This is a genomic window from Facklamia sp. P12945 (assembly GCF_050409485.1).
In the GTDB taxonomy this organism is placed as follows: domain Bacteria; phylum Bacillota; class Bacilli; order Lactobacillales; family Aerococcaceae; genus Facklamia.
Window position 1 is genome coordinate 20575 of the sequence record NZ_JBNUPJ010000005.1, and the last position, 12049, is coordinate 32623.

11 protein-coding genes, 1 tRNA gene and 1 pseudogene are annotated in these 12049 nt (G+C 36.4%); 3 read left to right on the forward strand and 10 right to left on the reverse strand.

The window, feature by feature from the left end:
- Positions 1–100 precede the first annotated feature (100 nt).
- Together ACQV2X_RS02540 and ACQV2X_RS02545 are read left to right on the forward strand one after the other, a co-directional pair.
- Positions 101–1657 (forward strand): ABC transporter substrate-binding protein/permease, encoded by a 1557-nt coding sequence (locus tag ACQV2X_RS02540; RefSeq protein WP_428873140.1) that lies wholly within the window; start codon positions 101–103, stop codon positions 1655–1657.
- A 20-nt stretch (positions 1658–1677) separates the two neighbouring features.
- A complete protein-coding gene (locus tag ACQV2X_RS02545; protein ID WP_428873139.1) occupies positions 1678–2409 on the forward strand; it encodes an amino acid ABC transporter ATP-binding protein in 732 nt (243 codons plus the stop codon).
- Between the two features lie 76 nt (positions 2410–2485).
- Here ACQV2X_RS02545 and pcp read toward each other — a convergent pair whose 3' ends face one another.
- From pcp to ACQV2X_RS02595, 10 genes and pseudogenes are all read right to left on the reverse strand, one after another.
- Positions 2486–3133: a pyroglutamyl-peptidase I gene (gene pcp / locus ACQV2X_RS02550; RefSeq protein WP_428873138.1), complete on the reverse strand. Its 648-nt coding sequence runs from the start codon at positions 3131–3133 to the stop codon at positions 2486–2488.
- A gap of 32 nt (positions 3134–3165) precedes the next feature.
- Positions 3166–4071 carry a DUF979 domain-containing protein gene (locus ACQV2X_RS02555; protein ID WP_428873165.1) on the reverse strand — a complete coding sequence of 302 codons (906 nt, stop codon included), beginning with the start codon at positions 4069–4071 and terminating at the stop codon, positions 3166–3168.
- An 83-nt stretch (positions 4072–4154) separates the two neighbouring features.
- Positions 4155–4838, reverse strand: a complete 684-nt coding sequence (locus tag ACQV2X_RS02560) for a DUF969 domain-containing protein (protein WP_428873137.1) — start codon at positions 4836–4838, stop codon at positions 4155–4157.
- A 141-nt stretch (positions 4839–4979) separates the two neighbouring features.
- Entirely contained in the window at positions 4980–6152 is a 1173-nt protein-coding gene (locus ACQV2X_RS02565) for a zinc-ribbon domain-containing protein (protein WP_428873136.1), read from the reverse strand.
- A gap of 94 nt (positions 6153–6246) precedes the next feature.
- Positions 6247–7512, reverse strand: a complete 1266-nt coding sequence (gene rho, locus ACQV2X_RS02570) for a transcription termination factor Rho (RefSeq protein ID WP_428873135.1) — start codon at positions 7510–7512, stop codon at positions 6247–6249.
- Positions 7513–7526: 14 nt separating this feature from the next.
- Entirely contained in the window at positions 7527–8786 is a 1260-nt protein-coding gene (locus ACQV2X_RS02575) for a UDP-N-acetylglucosamine 1-carboxyvinyltransferase (RefSeq protein ID WP_428873134.1), read from the reverse strand.
- Between the two features lie 32 nt (positions 8787–8818).
- On the reverse strand, positions 8819–9664 hold the full coding sequence (locus ACQV2X_RS02580) for a hypothetical protein (protein WP_428873133.1): 846 nt from the start codon (positions 9662–9664) through the stop codon (positions 8819–8821).
- Positions 9665–10223: 559 nt separating this feature from the next.
- Positions 10224–10487 (reverse strand): annotated as a pseudogene (gene rpoE, locus ACQV2X_RS02585) (DNA-directed RNA polymerase subunit delta); the annotation flags it as partial.
- Positions 10488–10525: 38 nt separating this feature from the next.
- Positions 10526–10948, reverse strand: a complete 423-nt coding sequence (locus ACQV2X_RS02590) for a DUF1934 domain-containing protein (protein ID WP_428873132.1) — start codon at positions 10946–10948, stop codon at positions 10526–10528.
- Positions 10949–10979: 31 nt separating this feature from the next.
- Positions 10980–11052, reverse strand: a tRNA-Arg gene (locus ACQV2X_RS02595).
- A gap of 116 nt (positions 11053–11168) precedes the next feature.
- Here ACQV2X_RS02595 and ACQV2X_RS02600 point away from each other — a divergent pair.
- Entirely contained in the window at positions 11169–12029 is an 861-nt protein-coding gene (locus tag ACQV2X_RS02600) for a lipoate--protein ligase family protein (protein ID WP_428873131.1), read from the forward strand.
- Positions 12030–12049 lie beyond the last annotated feature (20 nt).

Genomic DNA, 12049 nt, shown 5'->3' on the forward strand with positions numbered 1-12049 from the left:
GGTGGGATTGTTTTTTGCTTGTTTTCTTATTCACATAATCTATCTATCTATTCATTTTTTTGATAAAATAATCATATTCTATTGTGCTTAGGAGAATTCCATGAAAAATCTTTATAAATTGATCTTTACTTTACTGCTTATTTCCATAAGTTTAATTTTAACTCATCCTTCCATATTAGCTAAACAAGAGTATACGATTGGAACTTCCGGTCAGACCAAACCACTCAACTATTTTGATGATAAGGGTCAATTAGTAGGAATTGAAATTGAAATCCTGCAAGAAATTGATCGACGTAATGAAGATATTGAGTTCAAATTTGAAATTACTGAGTTTTCTTCCCTCTTCGCAGGACTGGATTCTGGTCAGTTCGATCTAGTCGCCAATAATTTGGGTGAAAATCCCGAACGGCGTGAAAAATTTTTATTTTCCCTCTACCCATATGTCATCACTCACAATGTATTAATTACAGCTAATGATAGTAGGGAAGGCCTCACCATTGAACAAATGGCAGGCAAATCTTTTGGTGTCGTTCCTTCTTCCCCGCAATCTATCTACCTAGAAGCTTGGAATGAGACTCACCCTGATAAGGCAGTTGTTATCCAATATGCAGAGTCTGACCCAGCCTCTTTAATACGTGATGTTTATAACGGTCGAATCGACGCGACTATTTACGCCACAACCTATCTAAAGGATGTTGAGGATACTTACGGCATCCAATTAAAAATGCATCCGATAGCTAACGAAGAAGAAATTAGAATTCCTGGCTCTTATTTTATTTTCCGCAAAGATGAAGTTGAATTGCGGCAAGTGGTTGATCGAACCCTACAAGCTATGCGACAAGATGGTAGTCTGAGTGAAATTTCACTGAAATATTTAGGTCAAGATGATACTCTGCTAAATGAAACAATTATTCAGCGCAATCAGAGCTTTGAATCCCAAAGACTTAAAGAACAAACAAACAGTCAACTTATTTCATTAAATGCCATTAAAATCGCTTTCCCACGGATTCTTGAAAAACTTCCGATTACCTTATTAATTACTCTTATTGCTGGGATAATCGGCTTAATACTTGGATTTATTTTAGCTATCATCAAACTCAAAAAGATCAAAGGTCTAAGAGGGTTCGTCAATCTTTTTGTTTCTTTTATGCGTGGAACCCCCTTGCTTGTTCAGCTATTTCTTGCTTATTACGGCTTACCCATCTTTCTACAATGGCTTAATCGATCAATTGGTACTGATTGGGATGTGAATCAAGTCCCTGCCATTCTTTACGCTTTCTTAGCCATGGGACTAAATGAATCTGCCTATAACTCTGAAACGATTCGCTCAGCCATTCTTTCTGTCGATCATAAGGAGATTGAAGCTGCCTATTCTATTGGCTTAAATGCTAGTCAAACCATGTGGAGAATTATCTTACCTTCAGCTATGATTAATGCCATACCTAACCTAGGAAACAGTCTTATTCGCTTATTAAAAGGGACATCCCTAGCCTTTACCATTACGGTCGTTGATATGATGGGACAAGCCAAAATAACTGCTGGCTCTAATTTACGCTTTTTTGAAGCTTATATTGCTATTTCATTGATATACTGGCTCTTATGCATTCTATTAGAATGGTTGATTAAAAAACTGGAAAGCTATTACCAAGTGGGCTGATTTTTAGAAAGGAACTTAAAATGTTAGAACTAAATCATTGGTCAAAGTCATTTCAAAATAAAAAAGCTATTCAAGATATCCATTTAAAAGTTGAGGCTGGACAAGTCCTGACTATTATCGGACCCTCTGGATCGGGCAAATCGACTCTACTACGAACAATTAACTTTATTGAACCTGCTGACGAGGGAACTATTCGTTTGGATCAGTTAACACTGAATGTTGAAACGGTCTCTCAAACTGATGTTCTTAACCTCCGTAGACAAACAGCTATGGTATTTCAAAATTATGCATTGTTTTCTAAAAAGACTGCGCTGGAGAATGTGATGGAACATCTTTTAATGGTGAAAAAACTTTCTAAATCTCAAGCAAAGGAAAGGGCCATCCCCTTCCTACAGCAAGTTGGTATGGGGGACCATCTAGATGACTACCCTCACCAGCTATCAGGCGGACAACAGCAAAGAGTTGGAATTGCTAGGGCTTTAGCGATTGAACCCAAAGTTATCCTATTAGATGAACCCACTTCTGCTTTGGACCCTGAACTGGTTGGAGGCGTTTTAGACCTTATTCAAAAAATTGCCCACCAGCATATGTCCTTAATCCTTGTAACTCACGAAATGAAATTTGCCCAACAAGTATCAGACCGAGTCGTATTTTTAGACAAAGGTATCCTTTTAGAAGAAGGAAGCAGCTACGATGTTTTTAATAATCCACGACATCAACGAACACAAGCTTTTATTGAAAGTATTTCCTAAATAAATAACGCTCTCTTTGATGGATTAATCCCCATCAAAGAGAGTGCTGTTTTAATTTCTTTTTTTAATTCTAAGATTAATGAGTAGCGCCACCAACAGCTTTGATATCTTCTTTTTCATTATACTCAACAATCGCTTCAATTGCTTTTTCAATTCCCTTAGCAATATCCTTCAATGACATTGAAGGAACGTTTGGCTTATCAACCACTTGTTGGGTCATAAAAGGAATATGCATAAAGCCTGCTTTAGTATTCGGCATCTCTTTTGCCGCAAAATAAAGTGACTGATACATAATATGATTACAAACGAAAGTCCCAGCAGTATTCGAAACGCTTGCGGGTAGACCGGCTTTACGAATAGCTTCTACCATTGCTTTAACCGGTAAGCTAGCAAAATACGCAGGTTCTCCGTCTTTTTGAATAGAAACGTCAATCGGTTGATTGCCTTCATTATCTGGAATACGCGCATCATCTTGGTTAATGGCCACACGCTCAGGTGTTAACTCCGCACGCCCCCCTGCTTGACCGATGTTTAAAATAACATCCGGTTTTACTTCCAAGGCTTTTTCACGAACAACTTCCGCTGATTTATGAAAAACAGTCGGTATTTCTAATTTTATGATTTCTGCTCCTGCAATCTCATCAGGCAACATTCTTACTGCTTCAATGGCTGGATTTACGTCTTCGCCACCAAAGGGATCAAAGCCTGTTACTAAAATTTTCATCAAATTCCTCCCTATTCACTTCTATTTTACAATTAAAAAGCAAAGAAATACATTAATACAATATGGACTACAATCATTACCACTGCAACTGGAATCTGCTGTTTAATGACGCCATACTCATTCTTCATTTGTAATAGAGCTGCTGGCAAAGCATTAAAATTTCCAGCCATCGGCGTTATCAAAGTTCCACAATAACCAGCAGTCATGGCTAAGGCTCCTGCCACAAAAGGATCTGCCCCTAAGGCAAATACAAAAGGTATTCCTATTCCTGCAGTAATAACGGTGAAGGCTGCGAAAGCATTGCCCATAATGGCAGTGAAGATTACCATTCCCATTACGTAAGCAACCACTCCAAAGAAACGGCTATCAGCAGGAACGACGCCACCAATCAAACTGGCAATGACATCACCAACACCTGCCGCTGTAAAGACTGCTCCTAAAGCGGCTAGTAGCTGAGGTAAAATACCTGTAGTAGAAACTTGTTGTACCATTCGACTATTTTCATCAAGAAACTCATAGGGTTTAGCTTTTGAAACGATGAACACTATAACGGTGGCTAAAACTGCACCCATTGCGATCCCGACTACATTAAAGCTTTGAATCGTAAATCCAATAATTAAAGCCACTATCCCAAGTGTTAATACAGGGATAAAGATTTTATTACCGACTCTTTCAGAACGAGCTTCTGCTTTATCTTCATCAACTATTGGTAAAGTTCCCACTTTAACTTGTTTAAAGAGTGATAAAGCACCCATGACACAGATGATAATTCCGATAATCATAGGGGGGATAAATTGTCCACCTAAAAAAGTGAGACCAGATAAACCCCAAAACATGGCTGTTCCAACTCGATTAGGATTCGTTTCGTCTGTAAAAGCTCGCCATGCCGTGTGGAGAAGTTGCAAACCAATAAGAATAAAAGTGATTTCCAAAAGCATTGGCACATAAGGTTCAAGTGCGGCATTTAAGCTTTCAAGGAAAGTTATCGCTAGAAACCCAGCATAATTACTTAAGAGTTGCATTATTTAACCTCCCCTTTATGATGACGTCTAATTTTGACATCCAATAATAAGTTGTAAACGACCACTACAATTAAAGCAATGATAGCAATTGGCATTGAAGCAACGGCTACATTAGCCGTCGTTCCTTCATAACCTAACTCTTTTAAAGTCCCAGCAATCAAGAGGACTCCAGCTGAACCTATGAAAGTATTTTGTCCAAAAAAGTTTCCGAAGTTCTCATTAGCCGCCGCACGCCCTTTAATCAATTCGGTTTCTTCTTCATTAAGATCGTCGCCTACTTTTAACTTAGTTGCTGCTTCACCCATTGGGTAGATTAATGGACGCACAAATTGTGGGTGTCCTCCCAAACGAATTGATAAAAATCCTGCAATTATACGAATCAACATATAAAGAGAGTATAGCCAACCAGTGGTTAACCCCTTTAGTTTTCCAATCAGTTTAACAGCTTGCTGTTTCAAACCATAAGCTTCTGATAATCCAATCATTGGTAAAGATAAAAAGAATAAAGATACAACTCGCTGTTTAGTATAAGTTTCTCCCAAAATTGTGAAAAATTCAGCCAGGGAAATCCCTGAAACTAAAGCTGTAGCTAATCCTGCCAGTATAACAGTTGCTAAGGTATCTAGCTTAAAATAAAAACCAAGAACGATAATAATAATTCCAATTAATTTAATCCATTCCATAAGTAACCTCCTTTTTTATGTTAGATTCTAATAGTACCATAGAGCTAACTCTATAACAAGTTCGTTTTATTATTATAATCTTTTGCTAATATGAATAGTTTATTTATTGAAAAAGAAGGCTTCAAAACGAGCCTTCTTTTTTTATTTTAACTCCGCTTGTTGGATCTGCGCTTTGAGGTTTTGATCTTGGGAATAGTCTAAAGTGGTTTTTGTTTTATTGACTAGTTTGACTGGAATGGTTTCTGTCTGTAATTCGTGGCCATTATAATTAGCCTTTAAGCTCACTTCAAAAATTTGACCAACAAAGCCTGACAATTGAATCTGATTCTGTGAATACTCCTGACCATCAATATTAAATGAAATTACTTGAAAAGGTAGATCAGGTCTTACTCCTAATAGAGCTTTATCCACCATTAAAGTGTTTGTCACTGGTACTAAGGACAGCTTATGTCGGAGTGTTTCTAATTGACTATAATCTAAATCAAACCAAACCTCTTCGGTTTTTCCTTGATAAGTATATTGAATCATCACATTTTGTATTCGAGGCTCAATTAAAATGCCTCCTTTTGAGTTAATAGACTGAGTAGTTTGGTCTTCACTCAATATTTTTAGGTCACGATATTCATTAGAAAGAGAGAGTTGGACTGGTAAGGGATAAAGATTAATCGCATATTTAGGAAATATCAACAGGAAGCTTCCCGTTTTTTCTGTTTTCGCCAACTTACTTCCTTGCCATTCAATACCTGTTGATAAATTACCATTTAGCAATAATTGTGGAAAATCAATATCAGCTTCTTGATAATGTTCAATTGTTCGTTTGACATCTAAATCTGTCCAGGGCGCTTCAGTAATAGGTGTTTTTACTACCGCTGCTGCCTTTAAATAATCTTTCTTTTTAATAGCCTTAGTGAATTGCTCTTCAACTGCTGCTTTAGAAAAATTTAAGCGATAAATCATGACAAAACTAATTACTCCTAAAAAAATCAGGCTAAAACCAACAAGCTTTTTCCAATCAAAGCCTTCTCGCTTAGTTAGTACCCTGTGATCTTTATGATCTAATTGTGTAGTCTCAGATTTATTATCCTCCTGGTCTGTTGACAAGTTTCTTTCATCTTGTCCATGATATAAATCCATTCTACTTTGGGACAGAACAGAATCTTTTGGACTCTTTTCATTTTCTAATAGATTTACTCTTCCATCAAAGGATGCACTATCATTTTCTTTATATAAATGATCATTGTTTAACGGCAAGCCACACTCTGAGCAATATTTAGCATCTGGCAGATTTTCATAACCACAATTCAAACATTTCATAAGTATTCTCCTTCTTACTATATTCAACCAAATCTATAAGAAATATATATTTTTCTCAAAAAAGAACCCCTCACTTAGTAAGGGTATTTCTTATTTATTTACTTGAAAGTTTGGATAACTGTGCAAAAAAGTCTTGATTATTATCTGTCTGACGCATTAATTGTATTAATTGTTCGGTATATTCTAAACCGTTAGAAGTCATTAAATTGCGCAAGTCCCAGATTTGACTTAAATAGTTTTCCTCAATTAATAATTCTTCTTTACGGGTAGAAGATTTTTTAATATCAATAGCTGGGAAGATACGTCTTTGGCCTAATTCTCTGGACAAATGAAGTTCCATATTGCCCGTGCCTTTAAACTCTTCATAAATAATGTCATCCATTCTTGATCCAGTATCTACTAGAGCAGTAGCTAAAATCGTTAAAGACCCGCCATTTTCAATGTTTCTAGCTGAACCAAAGAACCGCTTAGGAAAATAAAAAGCTGCAGGATCGAACCCTCCGCTCAATGTTCTTCCACTCGGTCGCACCACCAAATTATAAGCTCGTGCTAACCGTGTGATTGAATCCAAAAGGACAACAACATCTTGTCCATCTTCCACCAAGCGACGTGCATGAGAAAGTAGTAAATCTGCCAAACGCACATGGTTTTGCGGTCTTTCATCAAAAGTTGATGAGACAACCTCTGCCTTGACTGAACGCTCAATATCAGTTACCTCCTCAGGACGCTCATCAATTAAGAGAATAAAGAGTTTACTATCAGGATAATTACTGGCAATCCCTCGTGCTATCTCTTTTATAATAGTTGTTTTACCAGCCTTAGGTGGTGCAACAATCAATCCCCTTTGACCGAACCCAATTGGTGCAATCACATCAATCAGGCGGTTTGATAAAACATTTTGTTTATATTCCAATTTTATCTGCCGGTCTGGATAAATGGGTGTTAGACTGGCAAAAGCATCTCGATTAAGCGTTTCTTCAGGATCTCTCCCATTGACGCTCGATATCTGCATCAAACCATAATAACGTTCTGAGTCCTTAGGCGGTCGAGCAGGTCCTCCTACTCGATCACCATTTCTCAAGGAAAACCGGCGGATTTGTGAATCTGAAATATAAACATCTTCCCTACTAGGAGAGAAATTAATCGGACGAATAAAGGCTAGGCCTTCATCATTAGGAATATCTAAGATACCTTCCACTTGGAAAAAACCTTGCTTTTCCTTTTGTGTTCGCATCACAGCTAAAGCTAATTCTTTTTTAGACAGTTGACTAAAATCAGGGATTTTTAATTCCCTAGCATAAGCATATAAGTCTTTTACTTCTTTATTTAATAAATTCTCTAAGGAAAATGCATCACTCACTGGGTACTTCCTTTCTATTCATCCTCAACCATTTGGATATCAGCTCCGACTTCTTGCAGTTTTTCAACAATATTTGAATAACCTCTTAAGATATTATCAACACCTGTAATCTCTGTTTGACCCTCTGCCATTAAACCAGCAATAACTAAACAGGCTCCTGCTCTTAAGTCACTGGCACGAACTGGAGCACCAGTCAATTTAGCCGGGCCCTCCACACGAATAATATCGCCATCCACCTTAATATTAGCTCCCATACGATTTAATTCAGGAATATGCTTAACTCTTTGAGGGTATATGGTATCCGTAATCGTTCCCTTTCCATTTGCTTTAATTAATACAGAAGTTAATGGCTGCTGTAGATCCGTTGCAAATCCTGGATAAGGTTGAGTTTTTAATGAAACCATTTTTAAATCATCCGAGCGATGAACGAGAATACTATCTTCTCCAATTTCCATCTTAGCACCCATCTCATTTAGTTTGGCGATAAAACTTTCAATATGCTCAAAAATTACATTATTAATTTTAATTTCATTTCCCATTGCTACTGCAACTGAAATATAGGTTCCTGCCTCAATTCGATCGGGAATAATTGTATGAGTGGTTCCTTTTAGACGGTCGACACCTTCGATTCGTATAACTGAAGTTCCAGCTCCACGAATTTTTGCCCCCATTTTATTTAATAGAGTCACTAAATCAATAATTTCTGGTTCACGTGCGGCATTCTCAATAATCGTCTTCCCCTCAGCTCTAACTGAGGCTAAAATAGTGTTGATAGTTGCTCCAACTGAAACCACGTCCATATAGATTCGGTTTCCATTAAGCCCTTCGGGAGTTGAGAGGGTAATTACCCCGTATTCATCCTCAACCACCGCACCCAAAGCTCGGAAGGCTTTTACGTGCTGATCAATGGGACGAGGTCCTAAAAAACAACCTCCGGGTAACCCTATTACGCCCTCCCCAAATTTTGATAAGGTTGCTCCCATAAAGTAATAAGAAGCTCGCAAACTCTGAATTTTACCTGTTGGCATAGGGATTGACTGCATATGAGAAGGGTCAATTTTTAATATATTATTTTCAAAAGAAGTCTTGACGTGGAACTCATCCAAAATTTCAAGTAGAGAGTGGACATCTTGAATATCTGGCACTCCTTCTAAGATAACCTCCGAATCGGCTAAAATGGCTGCTGGAATTAAGGCAACGGTAGAATTTTTTGCTCCATTAATATTAATTTCACCATTTAGTGCTTTGCCTCCACGGATGATCAATTTTTTCATAGATAATGACTCCTTTTTATCAAGATTAGTCGTTATTTCGACATTTTCGTATAATTTTTTTCTAATTCTTTTTCAATAGCGGCTTGAATACTAGCTAAGCCTTGCCACTGCTGAGGATCTCTTAACCCTGCAGCATTTATCATATTAATAATTTGCTGATGAACTTCCTTAGCTTCAATTTTTAGACGATGTTTTAACCAAGCATCATCTACATAGATTAATTCATGGGCCACAATATTTCTCGCGTATTTTTCAATATGTCGCATTTGAACAGCTAACTTTAAAATTTTCGGGTCTTTTACATAGTCTTCTACTAACTTTAATAAGTGACTAGAAGAAACATAGTGCGAATAATTAAAATGTTTCCCATAGTAGCGTTCCCAAGTTCTATTAATTTTGCCATTTTTATCAGCTTCGATTAAAGACTGGTTCCACTGTAAACCGCGATAAATAGGGATCCCTTCATCAGTTTCTTTCATTACCTCAACCAAATAACGTTCAAGGTCGGGGAATACCGTGTTTTCTAAAGTTAGCCTTAATACATCTACCAATAAAGGTGTAATTGCTCTTAAATAATCATCATATTCTTTAATTTCCAATTTAATGGCTAAGCCTTGAATATAAGAATAGACACGACGCTCTAAAAGACTAGGCTTTGTAAGATAGTCCATTTCAACTTGCCCAGATAATTCTTCGATCGTTTTCAAATCTGTATGAATATAAGCATGACCTAATTGCAAAAGTTTAGATAATTCTTGACTTTCCCAAGAAGGATTGTCTTCTAAAAATTTGAGCATTGTTTGATAATGCTGATGATAAAGTAACTGTTTCAGCAAAGCAAATTGAGTCTGATTATTGTGAATACTATTATGTGACAATGAATCCACATCCTAATTTCTTATAATATAGGCGTATTTTATCATATTGAAGCTTAAATTTCGAACGAAGCAGCAAATTGTCATCAAATCGTGATAGCATTAAAATAGATTTTTTAACTTAGCTAACTACAATTATCTTATCTGGAATAAAAAGGAGACCCATTCAAATGAACCGGTCTCTCTAACTTTTTTATTTTTAGTCTTCTTCTAATTCTTCTAAATCATCGTCCTCTTCGTCAAAATCTTCATCTTCATCGAGGTCGATTTCTTCGTCACCTAATTCAGATAAATCCGTTGCATACTCATTCAGCTCTTCATCTTCATCTGGCTCATCTTCCTCAACGTCAGCAACTAGGATTTCGATTGGTTCATCTTCTTCGTCCTCTTCGTCTTCTTCATCTTCGTCTTCATCATAAACATACCCATCATCGCTATCTTCAGGGTCATCATCATTGTAATCAATCATATCTTCTTCATTGTCAGCGAAAGCATTCACTTTTCCTGACTTCTTCTTACGGCGTTTTGAAGCTTCTTCTTCAGAAGAGGTAATGATTTCCTCATCAATTTCATCCACTGCGTACCATGATCTTAATCCCCAACGGTTGTCACCTACTGAGATAAAACGCCCATCAATATTTAAATCTGTATAAAAGCGAATCATTTTGGCTTCAATAAACTCATCTGAAACTTTTAGATAACTTTGTATATCTAAAAGCAGTTGAGTAAAATCAATAGCCTCACCATTTTCTTCTAAAATAGCATATGCCACTTCAATTAACGATAATTCTTCCTTTATTTGGCCTTCAAATTTCTTTAATTCCATTTTTATCCTCCTTAAAATTCTCACTAGGAATTGCTAATTTATGATGTAAATTTCAATTGATAGAAATAATCACCTAGTGATTGATCGTTCGTATGCATTTGATAGTGAATTTGTATCATTTGACCGTCAGCTGTCTTACTATAGTCAATTCTATCCGTTTTGATTTCTAATAATAAGATACCTTGATCACTTTCATATAGAGTGGTGGTTGCATGATTTATATTAAAAACTAAAGTCTGCTTTCCTTGATCTACCTTCACTTTGTTAATCTTTTGTTTTGAATCATCCAGTTGCCATTTTACTTCAATTTTTCTTTCTAATTGATCATGATAAATTAGTTTTTGATAGGTAGAAAGAATATAAGTATGACCTTGACAGGAGTGCTCCCATCGGTCTGAATGTTTCGTTTGTGCATAATTTATTTTTTGCTCGACATAAACATCGACTGCTTGTTTTTCCATCTTTCTCCTCTCATCCTTATGTCGTCACTGATACACCAGGACGGACTCGAACCATCATCTTTCGCTTAGGAGGCGAGTGCTCTATCCAGCTGAGCTACTGGTGCTTAATTGATTAATAAGTAGTTTTACTTTAAAGCTTTCATGTTATTATAAAACAAAATTTGCTATAATCAAAGTGTTAATAGCCTTTAAAATTTAACAATTTGAGGAGTATTCGTCAATGACTGATTCAAATCTATTATCTATTCTATCACAACATAAATGGTTAGTTTTTCAAGAACAAGAAAACCCACTGAAAGATCAAAGAGATGTAGCCTTAGCTTATCAAGATAGTTTTCTTAGATATCTCCTACAAAAAAATGACCTTCAAAAAAAAGATAAAGCTTATGGTATTTTTCATTTTTATCCTATTTTTAAACCGAGTGTCTTCTTAGGAGCTAAAGATAAACTTTTAAAAAACTTACCCAAGGGTGTTAGCTATTTAAAAGAAGCAGGCTATCAAGTATCTGTAAGACCACATGGTGGATTGGGAGTGGTTGAAGATGCAGGCATCCTAAATTTTGCAATTGTAACAGACAATCGTTCAATCAACTTATCAATTGATCAAGCTTTTAGCTTTTCCATTGCAGTAATTCAAGCGACTTTAAATCATTACGGTTTAACAGTAGAGGCTTATGAAATTGCTGATTCTTACTGTCCAGGTAAATATGATGTGGTCATTAACCAAAAAAAGGTAGGTGGAATTGCACAGCGTCGCTATAAAGATGCTGTTACTACTGCTGCTTATATTGGTGTCAATGGTAACCAATTTGCTCGTGGCCAACTAATGAAGCAATTTTACTCACTTAGTCAATCCGATCAACGCTTTCCTACTATTGAACCTCGTTCTATGTCAACGCTATCTGAAATTCTTGGCCAAGATCTTTCCTTATCTGATTATCAAAAACATTTTATAAACTACCTCTCTCAAAAAACAGCGATTGATCAAGGAAATTATAAAGACCCTGAATTAATTTCTATCTATCAACCGCTATTTGAAAAAGCCTATCAACGTAGTCAAAAAATTCAACCACTAACATAGAAAAGTCTAAAGGAGTGAAA

What these genes read in the sequence shown, in the direction of transcription:
- ACQV2X_RS02555 (WP_428873165.1), bottom strand. Translation starts at nt 4,071, where the DNA reads ATGCTTTTGGAAATCACTTTTATTCTTATTGGTTTGCAACTTCTCCAC.
- ACQV2X_RS02575 (WP_428873134.1), bottom strand. Translation starts at nt 8,786, where the DNA reads ATGAAAAAATTGATCATCCGTGGAGGCAAAGCACTAAATGGTGAAATT.
- ACQV2X_RS02560 (WP_428873137.1), bottom strand. Translation starts at nt 4,838, where the DNA reads ATGGAATGGATTAAATTAATTGGAATTATTATTATCGTTCTTGGTTTT.
- ACQV2X_RS02600 (WP_428873131.1), top strand. Translation starts at nt 11,169, where the DNA reads ATGACTGATTCAAATCTATTATCTATTCTATCACAACATAAATGGTTA.
- ACQV2X_RS02545 (WP_428873139.1), top strand. Translation starts at nt 1,678, where the DNA reads ATGTTAGAACTAAATCATTGGTCAAAGTCATTTCAAAATAAAAAAGCT.
- ACQV2X_RS02565 (WP_428873136.1), bottom strand. Translation starts at nt 6,152, where the DNA reads ATGAAATGTTTGAATTGTGGTTATGAAAATCTGCCAGATGCTAAATAT.
- ACQV2X_RS02590 (WP_428873132.1), bottom strand. Translation starts at nt 10,948, where the DNA reads ATGGAAAAACAAGCAGTCGATGTTTATGTCGAGCAAAAAATAAATTAT.
- pcp (WP_428873138.1), bottom strand. Translation starts at nt 3,133, where the DNA reads ATGAAAATTTTAGTAACAGGCTTTGATCCCTTTGGTGGCGAAGACGTA.
- ACQV2X_RS02540 (WP_428873140.1), top strand. Translation starts at nt 101, where the DNA reads ATGAAAAATCTTTATAAATTGATCTTTACTTTACTGCTTATTTCCATA.